Source organism: Streptomyces sp. NPDC018029 (assembly GCF_044327655.1).
Taxonomy (GTDB): Bacteria; Actinomycetota; Actinomycetes; order Streptomycetales; family Streptomycetaceae; genus Streptomyces.
Genome location: NZ_JBIRFV010000007.1, coordinates 407,753 through 431,053 on the forward strand (window position 1 = coordinate 407,753; position 23,301 = coordinate 431,053).

General features: G+C 70.9%; 17 protein-coding genes. 13 read left to right on the plus strand and 4 right to left on the minus strand.

From position 1 onward, the window contains the following. Nucleotides 1–80: 80 nt before the first annotated feature. From ACH4D5_RS23235 to ACH4D5_RS23265, 7 genes are all read left to right on the plus strand, one after another. Entirely contained in the window at nucleotides 81–1,280 is a 1,200-nt protein-coding gene (locus ACH4D5_RS23235) for an ROK family protein (RefSeq protein ID WP_398305662.1), read from the plus strand. Nucleotides 1,281–1,402: 122 nt separating this feature from the next. Further along, a complete protein-coding gene (locus ACH4D5_RS23240) occupies nucleotides 1,403–2,503 on the plus strand; it encodes a sugar ABC transporter substrate-binding protein (protein WP_398305665.1) in 1,101 nt (366 codons plus the stop codon). Between the two features lie 195 nt (nucleotides 2,504–2,698). After that, the gene (locus ACH4D5_RS23245) at nucleotides 2,699–3,499 is read left to right on the plus strand and encodes an ATP-binding cassette domain-containing protein (RefSeq protein ID WP_398305668.1); all 801 of its coding nucleotides are present in this window, start codon (nucleotides 2,699–2,701) and stop codon (nucleotides 3,497–3,499) included. Then, nucleotides 3,496–4,815: a sugar ABC transporter permease gene (locus ACH4D5_RS23250; protein WP_398305671.1), complete on the plus strand. Its 1,320-nt coding sequence runs from the start codon at nucleotides 3,496–3,498 to the stop codon at nucleotides 4,813–4,815. The genes ACH4D5_RS23245 and ACH4D5_RS23250 overlap by 4 nt, the downstream gene beginning before the upstream one ends. A gap of 126 nt (nucleotides 4,816–4,941) precedes the next feature. Continuing rightward, complete coding sequence (gene dxs / locus ACH4D5_RS23255; RefSeq protein WP_398305674.1) at nucleotides 4,942–6,870, plus strand: 1-deoxy-D-xylulose-5-phosphate synthase; 1,929 nt, start codon at nucleotides 4,942–4,944, stop codon at nucleotides 6,868–6,870. 134 nt (nucleotides 6,871–7,004) lie between these two features. Next, on the plus strand, nucleotides 7,005–8,534 hold the full coding sequence (locus ACH4D5_RS23260; protein ID WP_398305677.1) for an amino acid permease: 1,530 nt from the start codon (nucleotides 7,005–7,007) through the stop codon (nucleotides 8,532–8,534). Nucleotides 8,535–8,555: 21 nt separating this feature from the next. Beyond that, on the plus strand, nucleotides 8,556–10,079 hold the full coding sequence (locus ACH4D5_RS23265) for an ArnT family glycosyltransferase (protein WP_398305680.1): 1,524 nt from the start codon (nucleotides 8,556–8,558) through the stop codon (nucleotides 10,077–10,079). Here ACH4D5_RS23265 and ACH4D5_RS23270 read toward each other — a convergent pair. After that, nucleotides 10,076–11,071 (minus strand): hypothetical protein, encoded by a 996-nt coding sequence (locus ACH4D5_RS23270; RefSeq protein ID WP_398305683.1) that lies wholly within the window; start codon nucleotides 11,069–11,071, stop codon nucleotides 10,076–10,078. The two genes, ACH4D5_RS23265 and ACH4D5_RS23270, sit on opposite strands and share 4 nt — an antisense overlap. A gap of 23 nt (nucleotides 11,072–11,094) precedes the next feature. Between ACH4D5_RS23270 and ACH4D5_RS23275 the strand changes: the two genes are divergently transcribed. From ACH4D5_RS23275 to ACH4D5_RS23295, 5 genes are all read left to right on the plus strand, one after another. Beyond that, a complete protein-coding gene (locus ACH4D5_RS23275; protein WP_398305686.1) occupies nucleotides 11,095–12,297 on the plus strand; it encodes a CapA family protein in 1,203 nt (400 codons plus the stop codon). Between the two features lie 215 nt (nucleotides 12,298–12,512). Further along, the gene (locus ACH4D5_RS23280; RefSeq protein ID WP_398305689.1) at nucleotides 12,513–14,750 is read left to right on the plus strand and encodes a HAMP domain-containing protein; all 2,238 of its coding nucleotides are present in this window, start codon (nucleotides 12,513–12,515) and stop codon (nucleotides 14,748–14,750) included. A 6-nt stretch (nucleotides 14,751–14,756) separates the two neighbouring features. Beyond that, nucleotides 14,757–16,400: a poly-gamma-glutamate synthase PgsB gene (pgsB, locus tag ACH4D5_RS23285; RefSeq protein WP_398305692.1), complete on the plus strand. Its 1,644-nt coding sequence runs from the start codon at nucleotides 14,757–14,759 to the stop codon at nucleotides 16,398–16,400. Next, complete coding sequence (locus tag ACH4D5_RS23290) at nucleotides 16,397–16,879, plus strand: poly-gamma-glutamate biosynthesis protein PgsC/CapC (protein WP_125515658.1); 483 nt, start codon at nucleotides 16,397–16,399, stop codon at nucleotides 16,877–16,879. Before pgsB ends, ACH4D5_RS23290 begins: the two co-directional genes overlap by 4 nt. A gap of 15 nt (nucleotides 16,880–16,894) precedes the next feature. Beyond that, the gene (locus ACH4D5_RS23295) at nucleotides 16,895–17,968 is read left to right on the plus strand and encodes a C40 family peptidase (protein WP_398305695.1); all 1,074 of its coding nucleotides are present in this window, start codon (nucleotides 16,895–16,897) and stop codon (nucleotides 17,966–17,968) included. A 65-nt stretch (nucleotides 17,969–18,033) separates the two neighbouring features. Here the strand turns inward: ACH4D5_RS23295 and ACH4D5_RS23300 are convergent, their stop codons facing one another. Continuing rightward, nucleotides 18,034–18,408 carry an NTP pyrophosphohydrolase gene (locus ACH4D5_RS23300; protein WP_398305698.1) on the minus strand — a complete coding sequence of 125 codons (375 nt, stop codon included), beginning with the start codon at nucleotides 18,406–18,408 and terminating at the stop codon, nucleotides 18,034–18,036. A 67-nt stretch (nucleotides 18,409–18,475) separates the two neighbouring features. Between ACH4D5_RS23300 and ACH4D5_RS23305 the strand changes: the two genes are divergently transcribed. Continuing rightward, nucleotides 18,476–19,546, plus strand: coding sequence for a hypothetical protein (locus ACH4D5_RS23305; RefSeq protein ID WP_398305701.1), 1,071 nt, complete (start codon nucleotides 18,476–18,478; stop codon nucleotides 19,544–19,546). Nucleotides 19,547–19,609: 63 nt separating this feature from the next. Here the strand turns inward: ACH4D5_RS23305 and ACH4D5_RS23310 are convergent, their stop codons facing one another. Both ACH4D5_RS23310 and ACH4D5_RS23315 read right to left on the minus strand, forming a co-directional pair. Continuing rightward, entirely contained in the window at nucleotides 19,610–21,742 is a 2,133-nt protein-coding gene (locus ACH4D5_RS23310; protein WP_398305704.1) for a 3-hydroxyacyl-CoA dehydrogenase NAD-binding domain-containing protein, read from the minus strand. Next, entirely contained in the window at nucleotides 21,739–22,965 is a 1,227-nt protein-coding gene (locus ACH4D5_RS23315; protein WP_398305706.1) for a thiolase family protein, read from the minus strand. The genes ACH4D5_RS23310 and ACH4D5_RS23315 overlap by 4 nt, the downstream gene beginning before the upstream one ends. Between the last annotated feature and the right edge of the window lie 336 nt (nucleotides 22,966–23,301).

Sequence of the window (23,301 nt, forward strand, 5' to 3'; positions counted from 1 at the left end):
ACATGGCCCGGTACCCGTTCCAGAGGCCGGTGTCACGGGGGACCACAGGTCGCCCGAATGAGGGCAAAGGGTGAGAGTCAATGGAGACTCCGGGGTCGCAGTCGTCTCTGCACCGGGCCAATCTCGAGCGGGTCGTGCGCGCGGTGCGGCTCGCGGGATCGCTCACGCAGGCGGAGATCGCGAGGACGACGGGCCTGTCGGCCGCGACGGTCTCCAACATCGTCCGGGAGCTCAAGGACGGCGGGACGGTCGAGGTCACACCCACCTCGGCGGGCGGCAGGCGGGCCCGCAGCGTCTCGCTCAGCGGTGACGCGGGCATCGTCATCGGCGTCGACTTCGGCCATACGCACCTGCGCGTGGCGGTCGGCAACCTCGCCCACCAGGTGCTCGCGGAGGAGTCCGAGCCGCTGGACGTGGACGCGTCCGCCGCGCAGGGCTTCGACCGGGCCGAGCAGCTGGTCAGCAGGCTGATCGCGGCCACCGGCGTGGACCGTACGAAGATCGCCGGAGTGGGGCTCGGCGTGCCGGGACCCATCGACGTCGAGTCCGGGACCCTCGGCTCCACGTCGATCCTGCCGGGCTGGACCGGCACCAAGCCCGCCGAGGAGCTCGCGGGCCGCCTCGGCGTGCCGGTGCAGGTCGACAACGACGCCAACCTCGGCGCGCTCGGCGAGCTGGTCTGGGGGAGCGGCCGTGGGGTCAAGGACCTCGCGTACATCAAGGTCGCGAGCGGTGTGGGCGCCGGGCTCGTGATCAGCGGGCGGATCTACCGGGGCCCCGGCGGCACCGCGGGCGAGATCGGGCACATCACGCTCGACGAGTCGGGCCCGGTCTGCCGCTGCGGCAACCGCGGCTGCCTGGAGACCTTCACCGCCGCCCGTTATGTCCTGCCGCTCCTCCAGTCGAGCCACGGCACCGACCTGACCATGGAGCGGGTGGTCGGCCTCGCGCGCGACGGCGACCCGGGCTGCCGGCGCGTGATCGCCGACGTCGGGCGGCACATCGGCAGCGGCGTCGCGAACCTCTGCAACCTCCTCAACCCCTCCCGTGTCGTGCTCGGCGGTGACCTCGCCGAGGCGGGTGAGCTGGTGCTCGGGCCGATCAGGGAGTCCGTCGGGCGGTACGCGATCCCGAGCGCCGCGCGTCAGCTGTCGGTCCTGCCCGGGGCGCTCGGCGGCCGCGCCGAGGTGCTCGGCGCGCTGGCGCTCGCGCTCAGCGAGATGGGGGATTCGACCCTTTTGGACGGAACGCTGCCCGCGAGCACCCCTGCCTTCACTTAGATAACGCATGGCACCGTTGTCATCTCGTTAAGGATTTACTCCTTGACGCTGGTGTGGCGGCCGAGTTGACTTCGAGCCACCTCGGCCGCAACGACGCGGCCTCGTCAGGGAGGCACCCCACCATGAACGCAATGACGCGTCGCGTCGTCATAGGCACGGCCGCGGTTTCGATGGCACTCGCCATGACCGCCTGTGGCAAGGCCGGAGACGGCGACGACGACAAGGCGAGCGGCGGCGACGGCAAGACCATCGGCCTGCTGCTGCCCGAGAACAAGACCACGCGCTACGAGACCTTCGACCGCCCCATCATGGAGGCGAAGATCAAGGAACTCTGCTCGGACTGCAAGGTCAAGTACAACAACGCCGCTCAGGACATCGAGAACCAGAAGAAGCAGTTCGACGCGCTCGTCACCCAGGGCGTCAAGGTCATCATCCTGGACGCGGTGGACTACAAGTCGACCAAGTCGTGGGTCAAGCAGGCCGAGAAGCAGGGCGTGAAGGTCGTCGCGTACGACCGCCTCGCCGAGGGCCCCCTCGCCGCCTACGTCAGTTACGACAACGAGAAGATCGGCCGCCTCCAGGGCGGGGCCATGGTCAAGGCGCTCGGCTCCGAGGCCAAGAACGCCAACGTCGTCATGATCAACGGCTCGCCGACCGACCCGAACGCCCCCTTCTTCAAGAAGGGCGCCCACTCGGTGCTCGACAAGAAGGTCAAGAAGATCGCGTACGAGCAGGACATCCCGGACTGGTCGCCCGACGAGGCGAACAAGAAGATGTCCTCCGCGATCGACAAGCTCGGCAAGGACGGCATCCAGGGCGTCTACGCCGCCAACGACGGCATGGCGGGCGGCGTGATCACCGCCCTCAAGCAGCGCGGCATCAAGGTCCCGGTCGGCGGCCAGGACGCCGAACTCGCGGGCGTGCAGCGCCTGCTGAGCGGCGACCAGGACTACACGATCTACAAGCAGATCCGGCCGGAGGCCGAGACCACCGCCGAGATCGCCGTGAACCTGCTCAAGGGCAAGAGCATCGACACCCTCACCGACCGCAAGGTCGACTCGCTGAGCGGCGACTTCAAGGGCATCCCGGCCAAGCTGTACGACGCGCAGGCGATCACCAAGGACGAGGTCGCGGACACGATCGTCAAGGACAAGGTGTACAAGGTCAGCGAGATCTGCACCGCCCAGTACAAGAAGGCGTGCGACGACGCGGGTATCAAGTAACTCCCGCTTGCGGTAAATCCGTTCGTACGAGACGCGGCCCGCGGGCGCGCGAGAGCGCTCCCGGGCCCCTGTACGGAACGGCATTCCCTTACCGGTCCGGTGGCCGCCCCATTCACACCGCCCCGCAAACGGGGGGCGGGCACCGGACCTGCCCTTGCTGCACCACCATTCCCCGCCGGTCAGGCGGCGAAGGAGATGATTCACGTGTCCGCTACGCCCGTGCTGGCGTTGCGCGGGGTCTCCAAGCGGTTCGGCGCCGTCCAGGCGCTCACGGACGTAGACCTCGAAATCCACACCGGTGAGGTGGTCGCCCTCGTCGGCGACAACGGCGCCGGAAAGTCCACCCTCGTCAAGACGATCTCGGGCGTCCACCCGATCGACGACGGCACCATCGAGTGGGAGGGCAGGCCGGTCCGCATCGGGCGCCCGCACGACGCCCAGAACCTCGGCGTGGCCACCGTCTACCAGGACCTCGCCCTCTGCGACAACCTCGACGTCGTCGCCAACCTGTTCCTCGGCAGCGAGCTGAAGACGGCCTCCGTCCTCGACGAGATCAAGATGGAGAAGCGGGCCAAGGAGCTCCTCGACACGCTCTCCATCCGCATCCCCAGCGTCCGCATCCCGGTCGCGGCGCTCTCCGGCGGCCAGCGCCAGGTCGTCGCCATCGCCCGCGCGCTCGTCGGCGACCCCAAGGTCGTCATCCTCGACGAGCCCACCGCGGCCCTCGGCGTCGAGCAGACCGCGCAGGTCCTCGACCTCGTCGAGCGGCTGCGCGAGCGCGGCCACGGAGTGATCCTCATCAGCCACAACATGGCCGACGTGAAGGCGGTCGCGGACCGCGTCGCCGTGCTGCGGCTCGGCCGCAACAACGGCACCTTCTCCGTCGCCGACACCAGCAACGAAGAGATCATCGCCGCCATCACCGGGGCCACGGACAACGCCGTCACGCGCCGCAGGGCGCGCACGGCCACGGCGACGAAGGAGGACGCGAAGTGAGCGACCTCGCCAAGACCCCCAAGACCTCCACGACCCCGGAGGCCCCCTCCGGCGCCGCGACCGACGCGCCGGCCTCCGCCGCGCCCGGCGCCGCCGTCGACCCGCGCCTGCTCGTCCGCGAGGAGGGCCTGGCCGGCTACTGGACCGAGTTCAAGCGCAAGATGCGCGGCGGTGAGCTCGGCTCGCTGCCCGTCGTCGTCGGCCTGATCATCATCGCGGTCATCTTCCAGCTGAAGAACGACCACTTCCTGGACGCGAGCAGCCTCGCGAACATCGCGGTCTTCACCTCCGGCCTCGGCATCATGGCCGTCGGCATCGTCTTCGTCCTGCTGCTCGGCGAGATCGACCTCTCGGTCGGCTCGGTGGCCGGCATGGGCGCGGCGGTCTGGGCCGTGCTGAGCGTCACCCACGAGCTGAACGACTGGCTCTCGGTGCTCATCGCCGTCCTGGCCGGCCTGGTCATCGGCGCCCTGCACGGCTTCTTCTTCGCCAAGATCGGCGTGCCCGCCTTCGTGGTCACCCTCGCGGGCTTCCTCGGCTGGAGCGGTCTGCAGATCTGGCTGATGGGCGGCGAGGGCAGCATCAACACGCCCGAGGGCAGCGTCGTCGAGGACCTCACCGGGCACTTCTTCGCCGAGAAGATCGCCGCGTACGGCCTCGCGGGCGTCGCGATCATCGCGTACGCGGGCTCCCTGCTCCTGGACACCCGGCGCCGCAAGGCCGCCGGGCTCCCGTCGCGGCCGGTCAGCGAGATCGTGCTGCGCTCGGCCGTCGTCGCCGTCCTCGCGGGCGGCGCGGCGTACGAGCTGAACGAGCCGGCCGGCGCCCGCGGCCTGCCGCTGGCCCTGGTGCTCTTCCTCGCCGTCCTGGTGATCGCGGACTTCGTGGCGCGCCGCACCACCTTCGGCCGCCAGGTCTTCGCGGTCGGCGGCAACGCGGAGGCCGCGCGACGGGCCGGCATCAACGTCGACCGGATCCGGATCACGGTCTTCGCCATCTCCGGCATGCTCGCCGCGTTCGGCGGCCTCTTCATCGCCAGCCTCTCCGGCGGCGCCACGAAGAGCCTCGGCGGCGGCAACACGCTGATGATGGTGATCGCCGCGGCGGTCATCGGCGGCACGAGCCTGTTCGGCGGGCGCGGCAAGGTCTGGTCCGCGCTGCTCGGCATGCTGGTCATCCAGTCGATCCAGCAGGGTCTGAACATGCTCGGCATGGCGAGCGAGATCCAGTTCATGATCACCGGAGCGGTGCTGCTGGCCGCCGTGGTCATCGACTCCGTTTCGCGGCGTACGCAGAAGTCCGCGGGCCGCGCGTAGCGTTCCCTGTCACAACCCCGCGCCCATCGGGGCGCGGGGTTCGTGCGTTCAGTAGCGGAACATTAGACTCGGCGGACCCGGCAAGGCTAGAACCGCACATCTCAGCTCTACTGCAAGGAGGCACGGGTGCCGCTGCTGACCCGCATCACGGGACCGCGCGATCTGGACCGTCTCAGCCCTGAGGAGCTGAATGAGCTGGCCGGAGAGATCCGCGGCTTCCTCGTCGAAGCAGTCTCCAAGACCGGCGGCCACCTCGGCCCGAACCTCGGCGTGGTCGAGCTCACCATCGCCCTGCACCGCGTCTTCGAGTCCCCGAAGGACAAGGTTCTCTTCGACACCGGCCACCAGAGCTATGTGCACAAGCTGCTCACCGGCCGCCAGGACTTCGACAAGCTGCGCAGCAAGGGCGGCCTGTCCGGCTACCCCTCGCGCGCCGAGTCCGACCACGACGTCATCGAGAACAGCCACGCCTCCACGGTCCTCGGCTGGGCCGACGGCCTCGCGAAGGCCAACGAGGTGCGCGGCAAGGACGATCACGTCGTCGCCGTCATCGGTGACGGCGCGCTCACGGGCGGTATGGCCTGGGAGGCGCTGAACAACATCGCCGCCGCCAAGGACCGCCCCCTCGTCATCGTCGTCAACGACAACGAACGTTCGTACGCGCCGACGATCGGCGGCCTCGCCAATCACCTGGCGACGCTGCGGACCACCGACGGCTACGAGCGGTTCCTGGCCCGTGGGAAGGACATCCTGGAGCGCACGCCCGTCGTGGGCAGGCCGCTCTACGAGACCCTGCACGGCGCCAAGAAGGGCCTGAAGGACTTCATCGCCCCGCAGGGCATGTTCGAGGACCTCGGCCTGAAGTACGTCGGCCCGATCGACGGCCACGACATCGAGGCCCTGGAGTCCGCGCTCCAGCGCGCCAAGCGCTTCGGCGGCCCGGTCATCGTGCACTGCCTCACCGAGAAGGGCCGCGGCTACAAGCCCGCCGAGGAGGACGAGGCCGACCACTTCCACGGCATCGGCCCGATCCACCCCGACACCGGCCTGCCCATCGCCGCCGGCGGCATGGACTGGACGTCCGTCTTCGGCGAGGAGATGGTCAAGCTCGGTCACGAGCGCGAGGACATCGTCGCCATCACGGCCGCCATGCTCCAGCCGGTCGGCCTGGAGAAGTTCTCCAAGGCGTTCCCCGACCGCGTCTACGACGTCGGCATCGCCGAGCAGCACGCGGCGGTCTCGGCGGCCGGCCTGGCCACCGGCGGCCTGCACCCCGTCTTCGCCGTCTACGCGACCTTCCTCAACCGCGCCTTCGACCAGCTCCTGATGGACGTGGCCCTGCACAAGTGCGGCGTCACCTTCGTCCTGGACCGCGCGGGCGTCACCGGCACGGACGGCGCCTCGCACAACGGCATGTGGGACATGTCCATCCTCCAGTGCGTGCCCACCGTGCGGATCGCCGCGCCGCGCGACGCCGACCAGGTCCGCCTCCAGCTGCGCGAGGCCGTCGAGGTCGACGACGCGCCGACCGTCGTGCGCTACTCGAAGGGCGCGGTCGGTCCCGCGGTCAAGGCCGTCGGCACGGTCGGCGGCATGGACGTGCTGCGCGAGCCGGGCGCCGACCGCCCGGACGTGCTGCTCGTCTCCGTCGGCGCGCTCGCGCCCATGTGCCTGGAGATCGCCGACCTGCTCGACAAGCAGGGCATCACCACGACCGTCGTCGACCCGCGCTGGGTCAAGCCGGTCGACGAGGCCATGGCGCCCCTCGCCGAGCAGCACCGCGTCGTCGTCACCGTCGAGGACAACTCGCGCGCGGGCGGCGTCGGCTCGGCGATCGCCCAGGCCCTGCGCGACGCGGGCGTGGATGTGCCGCTGCGCGACTTCGGCATCCCGCCGCGCTTCCTCGACCACGCGTCCCGCAAGGAGATCATGGCCGAGATCGGCCTGACCGCCCCGGACATCGCCCGTCAGGTCACCGGCCTGGTCGCCAAGCTCGACGGCCGGTTCGAGCGCGGCAACGCCGAGGTGGAGGCCGTGGAGCCCGCCCGCGACTGAGCGCCGCCGCCGGGCCGCGCCGTCAACGCGCGCCGCCGAAGGGCCGGTTTCAGCACCCTGTACGGGTGGTGGGACCGGCCCATTCGCGTGAAAGGGCCCGCGCCGGGGCGTACGGGGTACTCGCTCTCTCGATCATGTCGGGGACGACAAGCGTGGGAGGTACGCCCGTGAGCAGCACCCTCTTCAGGACGAAGAGCGTCGAGCAGTCCATCAAGGACACCGAGGAACCGGAGCACGCGCTCAAGAAGTCGCTGTCCGCCCTCGACCTCACGGTCTTCGGCGTCGGCGTCATCATCGGCACCGGCATCTTCGTACTGACCGGAAAGATCGCCAAGGAGACGGCGGGGCCCTCGGTGGCGCTGGCCTTCGTCGTCGCCGGACTCGTGTGCGGGCTCGCCGCGCTCTGTTACGCCGAGTTCGCGTCGACGGTGCCGGTGGCCGGGTCGGCGTACACCTTCTCGTACGCCTCGCTCGGGGAGTTCCCCGCCTGGATCATCGGCTGGGACCTGATCCTGGAGCTGGCGCTGGGCTGCGCGGTGGTCGCGGTCGGCTGGTCGGGCTATCTGCGGTCGCTCCTCGACACCGCGGGCATGCATCTGCCGCAGGCGCTGAGCGGGACGCACGAGGGGAGCTTCGGCTTCGATCTGCTCGCCTGCCTCCTTGTGCTCGCGCTGACCGGCATCCTGGTCCTCGGCATGAAGCTGTCGTCGCGCGTGACCGGCGTCGTCGTCGCGGTCAAGGTGACCGTGGTGCTGCTGGTCATCATCGTCGGCGCGTTCTTCATCACCGGCTCCAACTACGACCCGTTCGTCCCGCCGAGCGAGCACAGCGAGGGCGCGGGGGGCGTCGCCGCGCCGCTGGTCCAGCTCATCTTCGGGTTCACGCCGTCGAACTTCGGCGTGATGGGCATCTTCACCGCGGCGGCCGTCGTCTTCTTCGCGTTCATCGGCTTCGACATCGTCGCGACCGCCGCGGAGGAGACCCGCAACCCGCAGCGCGACGTGCCGCGCGGCATCCTCGGCTCGCTCTTCATCTGCACGATCCTGTACGTCGCCGTGTCGGTGGTCGTCACCGGCATGCAGAAATACAGCGAACTCTCCACGGACGCCCCGCTCGCCGACGCCTTCAAGTCCGTCGGGCACCCCTTCTGGGCGGGTCTGATCAGCTTCGGCGCGGCCGTCGGCCTCACCTCCGTCTGCATGATCCTGCTGCTCGGCCAGACCCGGGTCTTCTTCGCGATGAGCCGCGACGGGCTACTGCCCCTGACGTTCTCCAAGGTCCACCCCAAGTTCGGCACGCCGTACCGCTCGACCATCCTGCTCGGCGTGGTCGTGGCGGTCGTCGCGGGCTTCACCTCCATCGACGAGCTCGCCGAACTGGTCAACATCGGCACGCTGTTCGCCTTCGTCGTCGTCGCCCTCGGCGTCATCCTGCTCCGCAGGCAGCGCCCCGACCTGCCGCGCGCCTTCCGCACCCCGCTGGTGCCGCTCGTGCCGGTGCTCTCGGTGCTCGCGTCGCTGTGGCTGATGCTGAACCTGCCCGCCGAGACCTGGATCCGGTTCGGCGTCTGGATGGTGCTCGGCGTCGCCATCTACTTCGCGTACGGGCGCTCGCACAGCCGCCTGCACGCGCGTGACCCGCACGCCGCCGACAACGCACGGTAGTCACCCCTCTCCGTGCACCGTATGCTCGCGCCGCCCTCCGCGTCACCGGGCTCCGCACGCGGTCTGCGGGTGCCGGGCCCGCGCAAGGAGTACGTCCCCGAGGGCGGCGCGCGCGGCTCCTACTGGCTCCGGCTGCTCCCGCTGCTCGCCGCCCTGGCCTGCGCGACCCGGCTGCCGTCCTTCCGGTGGCCGCTGTGGAACCCGGACGAGGGCTATCTCGCCGTCCAGGCGCGGATGCTGGCGGACGGCGGCGCGCTCTACGAAACCGTCGTCGACCGCAAGCCGCCGCTCGTCCCGTGGCTCTACGCCGGGTCGTTCGCGCTCTTCGGCGACGGCACCCTCCTCCCGCTGAAGGCCCTCGCGGTGGCCGCGCAGCTCCTGACGGCGGTGCTCCTGGTCTCGCTGGCCCGGCGCCGCTGGGGCGACGCCGCCGGCCGCACCGCGGGCGTCCTGTACCTCCTGATCTCCATCGGCCTGCACCCGGAGGACACCCAGGCGGCCGCCTTCGAGGTCTTCATGCTGCCGTGCACGGCGGCCGCCATGTGGTGCGCCGACCGCCGCAGATGGGGCGCCGCGGGCACGGCGGTGGCCTGTGCCTTCCTCGCCAAGCAGACCGGGGGAGCGGTGCTGCTCCCGGTCGTCTGGCTGGTGTGCCGGGGCGGGGTGTCCCGGCGGGACGCGGGGCGCCTTGCGGCCGGGCTCGGCGGTCCCGTCCTCGCCGCGGCCCTCCTGACCGACCCGTCGGGCTTCGTCTTCTGGACGGTGACGGGGTCGGGCGCGTACGCCTCCTTCACCGGGTCCGAACTCCACGTCCTCGGCCGCGGTCTGGTGAACGCGGCGGTTCTCGCGGCGGCCTGCGCGGGGATCGTGCCGCCGGTCGTACGCGTCCTGCGCATCGCCCGCACCGGGGCGGCCGAGCTCTGGCTGTGGCTCGCCTCGTCGGCCGCCGCGGTCCTGCTCGGCTTCCACTTCTTCGGCCACTACTACCTGCAACTCATGCCGCCCATCGCCCTGCTGGGCGCGGCGGCCCTGCAGATCCTGCCGCGCGAACGGACCGTGCGGGCCATCACCGTCTCCGGCTGCGCGTGCGCGGTCTTCCTGGCCTGGGGCCTGCTCGCGCCCCGCCCCGAACTGGCCCACGCCACCCGCCTCGCGGACACCGTGAGGGCACGCACCGCCCCGGACGACCGGGTGCTGTTCTGGGGCATACACCCGGAGGCGTACTGGCTGGCCGACCGCGCCCCCGCCAGCCGCTACCTCACGGCCGGGCTGCTCACCAACTACAGCGGCGGCAGGAACGGCCCGCAGGTGGGCGAGAAGTACGGGGTCGAGGGCGCCTGGCCGGTCTTCCGCGACGAACTGCGCACCCACCCGCCGGCCCTCGTGATCGACGACTCCCGCGGCAAGCCGTACGCCCCCGCACGCGTCCCTTCGCTGCGCCGGCTCCTCGCGGTCGGGTACGAGCCGGTGACGCGGGTGGGGGGCGCGGTGGTGTACGTACGGGTGGGGCCTGGGAGCGCCGCCGGTCAGGGTGGGGACACCTAGGAGCGACGCCGCCAGGTGCGCGTGAGGTCCGCCAGCGCGCCCACCGCCTCCCGCGCGTGCTCGCGGTCCTCGCGGATCTTCGGGCCGAACTCGACGTGCAGGAACGGGACGTCGTGGGCGGTGGCGGTGCGGCCCTGGACGTTGGTGCGGCCCGCGAGGGGGCAGTCCCTGGCCCAGGCGCGGCAGACGTCGTAACCCCGTTCCCGGAGGGCGTCGGCGAGGGCGCGGCCCTCGGTGAGCGCCTCCCTGCCCTTGCCCGTGGAGGCGACCACGTCGTGATCCGGAGCCGAGTCGTCCGCCATGCCGTGCAGTTGCACACCGGGCAGTCCGCGCCGCACCAACGCGTCGCAGACGGCGTGGAACACGGTGTCCCGGCGGTGCGCCACGTCCGCCTCGTCCCCGCGCCCAGCTTTGCGATGTGCTCCCGCGATGACGAGTACGCCGCCGGGGGCGCGGGTCATGAGCTCCGCGCCGAGCCGTTCGGTGTACCGGTCGGCGACGGGGTGCGGGATCTGGACCGACCAGCGGACGGGGGAGCCGAGGTCGAGGTAGACGCGCCCCCAGCCGCGCGGGGCCGCGCCGCCCTCGGAGCGGTCGGCGATCTCCGCGTACCGCCGCCCGGTGGCCTCGTCGGTGACCGTGCGGACCGCGAAGTCCACGTCGGACAGGCGGTGTTCGGCCTCCTTGCGGCGGCCGTCCAGGAGCAGCTCGACGCCTTCGGCGACGGTCCGCCGGTCGGTGCGGGACGGCGGGCGGTATCCGGTGTCCTCGCCGAAGGCTGCGGTGTAGTCGATGACCGTCTGCTCCAGGCCGTCGCCGACGCGGTCGCCCGGCGCCGTGGAGGAGGGCCCCCGGCGCTCTCCCGAGGGCTTCTCGTCCTTCCCGGAGGAGCCGGACCCGCACTGGGCGAGCGTGAGGACGCAGGCGGTCACGACGGCGACAACCCCGAGCTTCTTTGCGACTGCCACCGACCGGGTGCGGGAGTTCATCATGGTTGTATAAAGATAGCCCTGTGATGACACGTCCCTCCCGCAGGCATCTTGTGACCTGTGCGGCCTCCGCGCTCCTGCTGCTCGCCACTGCCGCCTGCGGCCCCTTCGGCGACGACGAAAAGTCCGCCGACGGCGGTCCCTCGTTCACCGTCGCCGCCGCGGGCGACATCCTGATCCACCCCCAGCTCACCGACCAGGCCCGCAAGGACGCCAAGGTGACGGGCAAGGGCGAGAAGGGCATCGACTTCCGGCCGATGATGGCCGGGGTCAAGCCGGTCATCAGCAAGGCCGACCTGGGCATCTGCCACTTCGAGCCGGTGGTCGGCAAGCCCGGGGGGCCCTTCCAGAGCTACCCCGACTTCCTCGTGCCGCCGCAGATCACGACGGCGATCAAGGACGTCGGCTACGACCAGTGCTCCTCCGCGTCCAACCACACCCTCGACCACGGTCCGGCCGGCGTCACCCGCACCCTGAACGCGCTGGACAAGGCGGGGCTGCGGCACACCGGTTCGGCACGAAGCAAGGCAGAGGCGGACAAACCGCTCATCACCGAGGTGAAGGGCGTCAAGGTCGGGCAGATATCCTTCGCCTTCGGCTTCAACGGCCGCGAGGTCCCCAAGGACAAGCCGTGGATCGTCAACCAGAACCGGTTCGACGCGATCGCCGCCGCCGAGAAGAAGGCGCGCGCGGCGGGCGCCGAGGTCGTGATCCTCAGCATCCACTGGGGCCGTGAGAACCAGCCCAACGCCAGCGCCTCGCAGCTCAAGCTGGCGCGCAGGATCGCCGAGGAGACCGGGATCAACCTCGTCCTCGGCCACCACGCGCACGTCGTCCAGCCGATGGAGAAGGTCGACGGCACCTGGATCGCGTACGGCCTCGGCAACCAGATCGCCCGGCACGACGTGCCCAGCGGACTGACCGAGGAGGGCGTCATCGGCTGGTTCGAGTTCGTCAAGCGCGACGGGAAGTGGGACGTCGACGCCAAGTACGTGCCCACCTTCGTGGACATCCCGCCGGACCCGGACGAGACCGGCGCCCTGCCCAAGGGCGCGGTCAAGGACCACCGGCTCCTCGACGTCGCCGCCACGCTGCGGGACGGCGAGCACCTCAGCGAGCAGCAGCGCTCCCGCTACCGCCTCGCCTTCGAGCGCACCCAGGGCACGCTCCTCAACCGGGGCGCCAGCCAGGACGGCCTCGAACCGCTGGAGGAACTGCCCGCGGACTGAGTCCCTCCGGCTGCCCGATCGGGCGCCAAACCCCCGATCAACGCGATCTAGCTCACATTCGGCTTACTTCGTACATCCCTCCGGGGGTATCGCGGGTCAAAGCCTTCCGGAACGCATGACTGTGCGCTTCCGATCCCCGCGTCACTCCAGGAGAGGAGCACCCCTTGGCCGCTTCGCGTTCGAAGCGGCGGCACAAGGTCCGCCGAAGGACCGACATGTCCCTGCTGGGTGGCATACGTCCCCCCATTGCCGTGCTGTCGGTCCTGCTCCTCGCCCTCGCGGGCATCACCGCCCTCACCTTGGGCCGCGCAGGACAGGAAGCCGTCCCCAAAGCGGTCAAGCTGTCCCAGCAGCACTTCGCCGAGGACGGCGCCATCGCGCTGCGCGCCTCCATCGACGAGTCCGTCACCGACCTGAACCGGACCGCCGAGCTCTTCAGCGCCGGCGACCCGGTGCCCGCCGACGCCGTACTCGACAAGATCGGCAGCGTCTACCAGAAGTGGATGGGCACCGCCGTCGTCGAGATCTCCTCGGGCAAGCTCCTCGCCGCCCGGGGCGAGAACCTGCCGCTCACCGCCATCGACCGCGGCAAGCTCGCGGACGACGACGGGCTCGCGCCGCGCATGGTCCGCCTGGAGAACGGCGAGACCCGGCTGCTCTCCTTCGCCCTGCTCACCTGGAAGGGACAGCCGCAGCAGCTCCTGGTCGCCTCCAGCAGCCTGCGCTTCCCCGGCATCAGCCTCGGCAAGTTCCGCTCCATCGCCGTCGTCGGCCAGGACGGGCACGTCCTGAGCACCGACGGCATCCCCGAGCCCGAGCAGGTCCTCACCGACCTGCAGCGCGAAGAGGTCAAGCAGTCCAACAAGCAGCTCAAGTCCTTCGCCAGGTCCGCGGCGAAGAAGGCCCGCACCCATCCGCTCATGTCCAAGGAGCCGGGCTCCGGCGGCTTCCTCGGCGTCAGCGGCCACCTCACCGGCGAGCGCTACCTCGGTGAGCGCGCCGTAGCCGGCTACGCGGGCCTCGCCGGGCCCGAGGCGGGCGAGGCCACCGTCGCCACCCGGCTCGGCCTGACCGTCGTCGCGATGGTCCCGGTCGCCGAGGACCCCACGGCCACCAGCAGCTCGGCCTTCGGGCTGCTCGCCGCGGCCGCCCTGCTCGTCATCGGCGGCGTCACGGTCTTCCTGCTCCTGCGGACCGTGCAGCGCCCGCTGATCCGGCTCTTCCTGGAAGGCCGCCGGCTCAGCCGCGGCGACCTCGAACGGCCGGTGTCCGTGCCGAAGTCCGGCGAGGCAGCCCGCATCGGCGCCGCCCTCGAACGGCTGCGCCGCCAGCTGCTCGGCGCGCCCGCGGAACCGGCGGCTGCCCCCGCCCGCCGCCGCAGGTTCGGCAGCCGCACCCTCATCGCGGTCTGCGCCGTCCTGCTGCTCGCCTGGTCCGCCCCGCTCATGCTGCTGCTCAACCGCGCCGGCGACACCGTCGTCGTACCGCAGCAGATCGTCAACGACCAGCGCGAGCGCACCGACACCCTCACCGACCGGGTCCGCCGCGCCCTGAACGAAGGCCACGCGGACCTCACCTCCGTCGCGTCCCTCATGGGCGACCGCACCGAGGCGTCGGACATGGCCAAGGTCCTCGAAAGCACCCTGAACCAGCACACCCGCTACCAGTCGCTGTACGTCCTGGACGCCAAGGGCAAGATCGTCGCGAAGGCGGGCGGCGACCCCCGCAGCCCGGCCGGCAAGGGCCCCTCCGCCAAGCCCATCCGCGTCCTCGACGAGGGCGGCAAGGAACCCGTCATCCTCGGCACCGCCGAAGTGCCGGGACGCGAGGGCGCCGCCGTGGTCGGCGAGTTCCGCATCGACTTCCTCAACTCGCTGCTCAAGCGGCCCGGCCTCGGCGAGGTCCGCGTCATCGACGACGAGCGCAAGGTGATCGGCGCCAACACCGGCTACCGCGAGTTCGAGGGGCTGCCGAGCGGCCGCCTCAACGCGCTCGCCGAGGGCACCGGACAGAAGGTCGGCCTCAGCCCGCGCCCCAGCGGCGTCCTCTACCGCGACGGCGACGACATCCAGATCGCGGCTGCGGCACCGTTCGTCGGCGGCGGCGCCGCCGGATCGCTCGGCTGGAGCGTGCTCAGCTGGCAGCCCGCGTCGGGCCTCGCCATCCCCGAGTACACGTACCAGAACCGCACGGTCCTCGCGGGCATGCTCGGCATCACGGCGGCCGCCGCCTGCCTCGGCTGGCTGCACATCGTCGTCGTACGACCGCTGCGGCACCTCGCCGACCAGGCCGAGGCGCTCGCCGACGGGGACCGCAAGACCGTCCTCTACCCGCGCCACCACGACGAGGTCGGCGCCGTCACCCGCAGCCTGGAACTCATCAGGCAGCAACTGCCGACGGGCACACAGCGCAAGCGGGACGGCGTCACGGCCGGCCTCGCCGGAAGGAACTGAACCCCCGTGCTCTTCCTCTACACCGTGCTCGTGGTGTGCGGCGCCATCCTGCTGGCGGCCGGCGTCGTCGAACAGCGGCGGCACTTCGCCAGCCTGGAGCACATACCCTCGCGGGTCCTCGTCAACGGCATCCGCGGCAAGTCCTCCATCACCCGCCTGTGCGCGGGCGCGCTGCGCGGCGGCGGGCTCACCACGGTCGCCAAGACCACCGGCACCGCGGCCCGGTTCATCCACCCGGACGCCACCGAGGAGCCCGTCTACCGCAAGTTCGGCATCGCCAACGTCGTCGAGCAGATCGGCATCGTCAGGCGCGCCGCCGCGTACGACCCGGACGCCCTGGTCATCGAGTGCATGGCGGTCATGCCGGCCCTCCAGGAGATCAACCAGTCCAAGCTGATCCGCTCCACCATCGGCGTGCTCTGCAACGTCCGTGAGGACCACCTCGCCGAGATGGGCCCCACCCTCGACGACGTGGCGCGCTCGCTCTCCCGCTCCATGCCGGAGGGCGGCATCTGCGTCACCGCGGAGAAGGACCGCTTCGACATCCTCAAGGAGGAGGCCGACGCGCGGAACTGCGAGCTGATCTACGCCGACCCGGAGACGGTGACCGACGACGAGCTGCGCGGCTTCAGCTGGTTCACCTTCAAGGAGAACGTGGCGATCGCGCTGAAGGTCGCCGAACTCCTCGGCGTCGGCCGCGAGGTCGCCCTCCAGGGCATGTACGACGCTCCGCCGGACCCCGGTGTCCTCTCCGTCGAGCGGTACGCCACCGAGGACGGCAAGAAGCTCCGCTTCGCCAACGTCTTCGCGGCCAACGACCCCGAGTCGACGCTGATGAACATCAACCAGCTGCTCGACCTCGGCGCCATCCACCGGCCGCTCAACGTCGTCATCAACTGCCGCCCCGACCGCGTCGAGCGCAACGGCCAGATGGGCGAGATCATCCCGGACCTCCAGCCGGACAAGGTCTTCGTCATCGGCCACCCCGCGAAGTCCGCCATCGACGCGATCCCCGCCGAGTGGCGTTCCCGCGCCGTCGACCTCGGCGGCGACCGGCGCGACCCCGAGGAGTTCATGCGCGAGATGCTCGGGCAGCTCGGCCCCGACTCCTCGCTCGTCGCGATCGGCAACATCCACGGCCAGGGCGAGCTGCTCCTCGAACACCTCGCGGAGCTCCCGCCGGACGAGAGCGAGGAGCAGGCCCCCGAGGAGCCCGCGCCGTTCTACGAGCCGCACGTCGACCCGTACCAGCACTACCCGGAGGCGTACGAGAACAGGTACGCGCCGTCCCACACCCAGCCGATCCACGTGCCGGCGCAGCAGTACGGGGCGTACGCGCCCCAGGAGCAGCAGTACGTGTCCCACGAGGCATACGCGCCGCAGGAGACGTACGCGCCGCAGGAGACCTACGCCCAGCAGAGCGGCTACACGCCTCAGCAGCAGTACCCGCAGCACCACGAGCAGCAGCACCAGCAGTACCCCGAACAGCAGCAGCACCACCAGCAGTACCCGCAGCACCAGCAGCAGAACCAGCACCCCCAGCACCACGAGCCCCCCGCCCCCCGCGGCCTGTTCGAGCCGCGGGTGCCGCCCGCACCGCCCGCCGCAGACGACACCCAGCAGTGGCACAGCCCAGGAGAGCACCGTTGATTCCCTCCGTCCTCACCCCCGAGATCGCCGCGGTCGGCATCGCACTCGGGCTGCTCTTCTCGCTGGTCTGCTATCTGACGACCAACCTCTCGCCCGGCGGCATGATCACCCCGGGCTGGCTGGCGCTGACCCTCGTCGAGGACCTGCAGCGCGCCGCCATGGTGGTCGGCGTGACCGTGCTGACGTACGCCGGCACGCTCCTCATGCAGAAGTTCGTGATCCTCTACGGCAAGCGTCTCTTCGCCGCGGTCGTGCTGCTCGGCGTGACGCTGCAGGCGACCGTGATGATCGTGCTGTCGATCGAGTTCCCGCTCATGTACGCGAACCAGACCCTCGGATTCATCGTGCCGGGCCTGATCGCCTACCAGCTGGTGCGCCAGCCCAAGGGCCCCACCCTCCTCGCCACGGGCTCGGTGACGCTCATGGCCTACGTCGTCCTCACCGCCGGGATCCTCCTCGGCTTCATGCCGTCCGCCTGATTCCAGGAGCCATTCATGCCGCCCAAGAAGAAGCGCCCCGTCCTGCACGCCGCGACCGTGCTCGCCCTGCTCGCGGGCAGCGCGTACCTGACCGTCGAGCTGCGCAAGGACGAAGAGGCCAAGGCGCCCAAGGTGCAGGCCGTCACCGACACCCCGGGGCTGCACAGCAGCACCGGCCAGGAGTCGGGCGGAAAGCAGAAGTGGGAGCGCCTGAAGAACCCCGAGCGCTCCGTCCTGCGCACCGACGGCGGCAAGGTCCTCGCCACCTTCACGGACGGCGCCCGCACCGCGACCCTGACCGGTCCGAGCCGCACCTTCACCGAGCCCGCCAACACCAAGTCCCGCGTCGTGACCAACGACTGGGTGCGGCTGATGCCGGAGGTCTGGCGCGAGGGCGCGGAGAAGGAGAAGTGGTTCAAGGACTGGTACAAGGAGTTCTCCGGCAGCGAGGAGGACGACATCTTCGCGATGGCGTTCCAGTACGTGGAGGGCGCGCCGGTCAAGAAGGACGACGAGGGCATCGCGTACGCGGGCGACGCCAACTTCGGCCCGCTGAATCCCGACGGCAGCTCCGGCAACGACCTGCGCCTCGAACAGTCCGACTTCTTCGACTACCTCGGCATCCCGTACACGTTCCGCAACGGCACCACCGCGCAGCCGGAGAAGGCGCGCGCCCGCTCCATGGACTGCTCCGGCTTCATCCGCACGGTCTTCGGCTACCGCGCCCGCTACCCCCTGATGGCCAGCGACGGCGTCGGCGACGGCCTGCCCCGCACCGCCAACGGCATGGCGCGCGGCAAGGTCGGCACGGACGTCATCGAGCTCAAGGGCGTCGGCGCGGCCGACCGCCCCAAGTCCATCGACGTCGTCCAGCCGGGCGACCTCGTCTTCTTCAAGCTCGACGCCCGCACCAAGCAGCGCCTGGACCACGTCGGCATCTTCCTCGGCCACGACGCCGACGGCCACAAGATCTTCATCTCCAGCCGCGAAGAGGTCAACGGCCCGACGATCGGCGACAAGGGCGGCACGTCACGCCTCGACGGCAACGGTTACTACGCCTCCACGCTGCGCAGCGCGAAGCGGCTGTAGCGCTTCACCGGGTTGTTCGTGACCTGCGGGCCGGACGGGGCTGGTCGCGCAGTTCCCCGCGCCCCTTATGGGGCGGCCCGTACCGTCCTCGGGCCCGCGCACTCCGCGCCCATCTCGCCCACCCTGCGGCGCAGTTCGCGGTCGGCCGTGATCACTACGCACGGCCGGCCCGCCGCCTCGGCGGCGACCTCCACGATGCGGTCGTCGCCGCTGCCGGGCGCGCTCTCCACGCGCACACCCGGCACGGACTCCACACCCCGGGCCGCCCCCTCGACGACGAGGACGACCTCCACCGGCCCCGGATGCCCCGCGACCCCTCTTTCCGCGTACGGGACGAGCGCGTCCCGCAGCCGTTCCGCGGCCCCGCGGCGGTCCTTCCACCACCCGTCGGGCACGGATCCGACGACGTTCGCGGCATCGACGACGACGAGAGTTCTCATGCGGCAAACGTAAACTAATAGGCAAAACGCTGTGCGTCCGTGAACGTGGAAGGGTTGGCGCCGAGTCATGCCGTCGAGGTCCACCAGCACCGGTGCCCCGGATACCGCCCGCTGGCTGCTGCGCGGTCACGACGGCCGCCTCACCGCCTACGCCCGCGCCGAGGGAGGCCTCCTGCGCTGGACGGAGACCAGGCCCGGCGGACCGGAGTGGAGCGGCCCCGACTTCTTCGATGCGCCCGACCTCACCTACCTCACACTCGCCCAGGGCACCGACGGATACGTGCACTTCGTGGGCCGGCGGGAGCGGCCTGGGGACGACGGCAAGGCTGTCGTCGACCTCGTGCACTCCATCCAGTACCAGTCGGGCAGGCCGCTCATGGACTGGCGCTCGCTCGGCAACCCGCACACCAAGCTCGTCGAGCGCGCCCCGCACCTCGGCGCGCCCGCCGCCGCGGTGGACACCGCGGGCACCGTCCACGTCTTCGTGCGGGACGCGGTGGGCAGCGTACGGATGCGCCGCGAGGGCAAGGGCGGCAAGTGGGAGGGGTGGAAGGACTTCAAGGTCCGCGACACCCTGGACGGCATGGCCGCGGTCGCCACCTCCACGGGCCGCGTCGAGGTCCTCGCTCCCACGGGCAAGGCCACCCTGCGCTGGGCCCAGGAACAGCGCGGCGGCGAACCGCAGCGCGCCGACGACGTGCCGGTCGTCGCCGCCCCCGGCTCCGGCACGGCCCTGGAGACCGCGCCCGACCGCCTCACGTACTACGCGGCCGACGCGCTCGGCGACGGCGTCCTCGCCCACCGCCCGGCGAGCGGCGGCCCGCCGCTGCCCCTCGGCGGCGCCCCCGGCCCCGGCCCCACTGCGGCCCTCCGGACGGCCATAGACGGTTACGACTGCACCGTGCTCGCCCACCGCACGAGCACGGGCCGCCCCGCGCTCGCCGCGTTCCCCACGGAGGACGAGGGGGCGGGCCTGTGGTGGGCCGAGACCGGCGAACCGTGCCTGGGCGCCCCGGCGTTGGCGCTCGACGCGCGCGGCCGCGTGGTCATGGCGGCGATCGGCCTCGACGGCACACTCCGGCTCGCCCGGCAGAAGGCGGAGCCGGGCCTCGCACTGGCGGCGTGGACCCGCGTCTGAGCCGAACGGCAGTGGGCCGTACGGGAGTTGTCCCGTACGGCCCACTGCCGTTGTCGTGCGGTGTTACGCCGGGACGCTCGCCACGCCCTGCGCCAGGAACCGCTTCCCGTTCACGCGCTCGCTGACGCCCTCACGGTCCAGGTACGGCGTGATGCCGCCCAGGTGGAAGGGCCAGCCCGCACCGGTGATCAGGCAGAGGTCGATGTCCTGGGCCTCGGCGACGACGCCCTCGTCGAGCATGAGCCCGATCTCCTGCGCCACCGCGTCGAGCACGCGGTCCCGCACCTGCTCCTCGGTGAGGACCTTGTCGCCCTGCTTGAGGAGCGCGGCGACCTCCGGGTCGAGCTCCGGCTTCCCGCTGTCGTACACGTAGAAGCCGCGCTTGCCCGCCTTGACGACGGCCGCGAGGTTCGGCGAGACGGTGAAGCGCTCCGGGAAGGCGCGGTTCAGGGTCTCGGACACGTGCAGGCCGATGGCCGGGCCGACCAGTTCGAGGAGGACCAGCGGCGACATCGGCAGACCGAGCGGCTCGACGGCCTTCTCGGCGACGGCGACCGGGGTGCCCTCGTCGATGACGTTCTGGATCTCGCCCATGAAGCGGGTCAGGATGCGGTTCACGACGAACGCCGGAGCGTCCTTCACGAGCACCGCGGTCTTCTTCAGCTTCTTGGCGACACCGAAGGCCGTGGCCAGCGACGCGTCGTCGGTCTGCTCGCCGCGCACGATCTCCAGGAGCGGCAGGATCGCGACCGGGTTGAAGAAGTGGAAGCCGACGACCCGCTCGGGGTGCTTCAGCTTCGACGCCATCTCGGTGACCGACAGCGAGGAGGTGTTGGTGGCGAGGATCGCGTGCGCCGGGGCGACCGCCTCGACCTCGGCGAACACCTGCTGCTTGACGCCGATCTCCTCGAAGACGGCCTCGATGATGAAGTCGGCGTCGGAGAAGCCCTCGGCCTTGTCCAGGACACCGGAGACGAGCGCCTTCAGACGGTTCGCCTTGTCCTGGTTGACGCGGCCCTTGAGGAGGAGCTTGTCGATCTCCTCCTTGACGTACGACACGCCCTTGTCGACGCGCTCCTGGTCGATGTCGGTCAGCACGACCGGCACCTCCAGGCGGCGCAGGAAGAGCAGCGCGAGCTGCGAGGCCATCAGACCGGCGCCGACGACGCCGACCTTGGTGACCGGGCGCGCCAGGTTCTTGTCGGGCGCACCGGCCGGACGCTTGGCGCGCTTCTGCACGAGGTTGAACGAGTAGATGCCCGCGCGCAGTTCGCCGCCCATGATGAGGTCGGCGAGCGCGACGTCCTCGGCGTCGAAGCCCTGCTGCAGGTCGCCGTCCTTGGCGGCCGCGATGATCTCCAGGGCGCGGTAGGCGGCCGGAGCGGCGCCGTGCACCTTGGAGTCGGCGATGGCACGGCCGCGCGCGACGGCGGCGTCCCAGCCCTCGCCGCGGTCGATCTCGGGCCGGACGACCTCGACCGAGCCGTTCAGGACGGAGGCCGTCCAGATCAGCGACTGCTCGAGGAAGTCGGCGCCCTCGAAGATCGCGTCGGCAATGCCGAGCTCGAAGACCTGCTTGCCCTTGAGCTGGCGGTTCTGGTTCAGCGAGTTCTCGATGATGACCGAGACGGCCTTGTCGGCGCCGATCAGGTTCGGGAGCAGCGCGCAGCCGCCCCAGCCCGGGACCAGGCCGAGGAAGACCTCGGGCAGCGAGAAGGCGGGCAGCGCCTTGGAGACGGTGCGGTAGGAGCAGTGCAGACCGACCTCGACGCCACCGCCCATCGCGGCGCCGTTGTAGTACGCGAAGGTCGGCACGGCGAGGCCGGAGAGGCGCTTGAAGACCTCGTGCCCGCCCTTGCCGATGGCGAGCGCGTCCTCGTGGTGCTTGAGCAGCTCGACGCCCTTGAGGTCGGCGCCGACGGCGAAGATGAACGGCTTGCCGGTGATGCCGACACCGACGATGGTGCCCTCGGCCGCCTCCTTCTCGACCTGGTCGATCGCCGTGTTCAGGTTGGCGAGGGACTGCGGGCCGAAGGTGGTCGGCTTGGTGTGGTCGAAGCCGTTGTCCAGCGTGATGAGCGCGAAGCGCCCGGCACCCTGGGGAAGGTCGAGGTGGCGTACGTGCGCCTGCGTGACGACCTCGTCCGGGAACAGCTCGGCCGCACCCTTCAGAAGCTCAGTGGTCGTGGTGCTCACTTGTCGCCTCCGGCGTCCTTGTGGTTCGGGTTCTCCCAGATGACCGTCGCGCCCATGCCGAAGCCGACGCACATGGTCGTGAGGCCGTAACGCACCTCGGGCTGCTCCTCGAACTGCCGTGCCAGCTGCGTCATCAGGCGTACGCCGGAGGAGGCGAGCGGGTGGCCGAACGCGATGGCGCCGCCGTACTGGTTGACGCGGGCGTCGTCGTCCGCGATGCCGTAGTGCTCCAGGAAGGCGAGCACCTGCACGGCGAAGGCCTCGTTGATCTCGAAGAGACCGATGTCGGAGATGGAGAGCCCCGCCTTGGCGAGGGCCTTCTCCGTGGCCGGGATCGGGCCGTAGCCCATGACCTCCGGCTCGACGCCCGCGAAGGCGTACGAGACGAGGCGCATCTTGACCGGCAGGCCGTTCTCCCGCGCGAACTCCTCGGAGGCGATGAGGGAGGCGGTGGCGCCGTCGTTGAGACCGGCGGCGTTGCCCGCGGTGACGCGGCCGTGCGTACGGAACGGGGTCTTCAGCCCGGCGAGGTTCTCCAGGGTCGTCCCCGGACGCATCGGCTCGTCGGCGGTGGCGAGGCCCCAGCCGGTCTCACCGGCCTCGGCGTTGGTGCGACGCACGGAGATCGGAACCAGGTCGGCCTGGATCTTGCCGTCGGCGTACGCCTTGGCGGCCTTCTCCTGGGAGCGCACCGCGTACTCGTCGGCGCGCAGCTTGGTGATCGTGGGGTACCGGTCGTGCAGGTTCTCGGCGGTCATGCCCATGAACAGGGCCGACTCGTCGACGAGCTTCTCGCTCACGAACCGCGGGTTCGGGTCGACGCCCTCACCCATGGGGTGGCGGCCCATGTGCTCGACACCGCCGGCGACGGCGATGTCGTACGCACCGAAGGCGACGCTGCCCGCGACCGAGGTCACGGCGGTGAGCGCGCCGGCGCACATGCGGTCGATGGAGTAGCCGGGCACGGACTGCGGCAGCCCGGCGAGGATGCCGGCGGTGCGGCCGATCGTCAGGCCCTGGTCGCCGATCTGCGTGGTCGCCGCGATGGCGACCTCGTCGATCTTGGCGGGGTCGAGGTCCGGGTTGCGGCGCAGCAGCTCCCGGATGGCCTTCACGACGAGGTCATCGGCACGGGTCTCGTGGTAGATGCCCTTCGGACCCGCCTTGCCGAACGGGGTGCGGACGCCGTCCACGAAGACGACGTCCCTGACGGTACGAGGCACGATGGCTCTCCTCCAGGGTGCGGTTGCGCCACGCCTGCGGCGCGCTTCCTGAAGCCATGCTACTTGTCGGTAACTATGTGGCCAAGGGCTGGTCGGTGGTGCCGCGGCGAGGCGAAGGTCACACTCGGCCGTGGGGCTTCTCCGCACCGGTGCAGGGTCCGTTTTCCTACCCCGCGCGCGGGCCCGGGCAGGCCCAGCCCCGCCGCTCCGCAGCGGCCACCTCCCACCCACCCACCCGTTCACCCCGCACCTAAAGGTCCGGGTAGGAGCAGTCCCGCCGCTGCGCGGCGGATCGTCCCCACCCGCCCGCCCGTTTGCCCCGCACCTAAAGGCCGG

Excerpts from the sequence above, each read along its gene's own strand:
- ACH4D5_RS23235 (WP_398305662.1), top strand. The coding sequence starts at position 81 with ATGGAGACTCCGGGGTCGCAGTCGTCTCTGCACCGGGCCAATCTCGAG.
- ACH4D5_RS23240 (WP_398305665.1), top strand. The coding sequence starts at position 1,403 with ATGAACGCAATGACGCGTCGCGTCGTCATAGGCACGGCCGCGGTTTCG.
- ACH4D5_RS23245 (WP_398305668.1), top strand. The coding sequence starts at position 2,699 with ATGATTCACGTGTCCGCTACGCCCGTGCTGGCGTTGCGCGGGGTCTCC.
- ACH4D5_RS23260 (WP_398305677.1), top strand. The coding sequence starts at position 7,005 with ATGTCGGGGACGACAAGCGTGGGAGGTACGCCCGTGAGCAGCACCCTC.
- ACH4D5_RS23265 (WP_398305680.1), top strand. The coding sequence starts at position 8,556 with ATGCTCGCGCCGCCCTCCGCGTCACCGGGCTCCGCACGCGGTCTGCGG.
- ACH4D5_RS23270 (WP_398305683.1), bottom strand. The coding sequence starts at position 11,071 with ATGATGAACTCCCGCACCCGGTCGGTGGCAGTCGCAAAGAAGCTCGGG.
- ACH4D5_RS23275 (WP_398305686.1), top strand. The coding sequence starts at position 11,095 with ATGACACGTCCCTCCCGCAGGCATCTTGTGACCTGTGCGGCCTCCGCG.
- ACH4D5_RS23280 (WP_398305689.1), top strand. The coding sequence starts at position 12,513 with ATGTCCCTGCTGGGTGGCATACGTCCCCCCATTGCCGTGCTGTCGGTC.
- ACH4D5_RS23295 (WP_398305695.1), top strand. The coding sequence starts at position 16,895 with ATGCCGCCCAAGAAGAAGCGCCCCGTCCTGCACGCCGCGACCGTGCTC.
- ACH4D5_RS23300 (WP_398305698.1), bottom strand. The coding sequence starts at position 18,408 with ATGAGAACTCTCGTCGTCGTCGATGCCGCGAACGTCGTCGGATCCGTG.
- ACH4D5_RS23305 (WP_398305701.1), top strand. The coding sequence starts at position 18,476 with ATGCCGTCGAGGTCCACCAGCACCGGTGCCCCGGATACCGCCCGCTGG.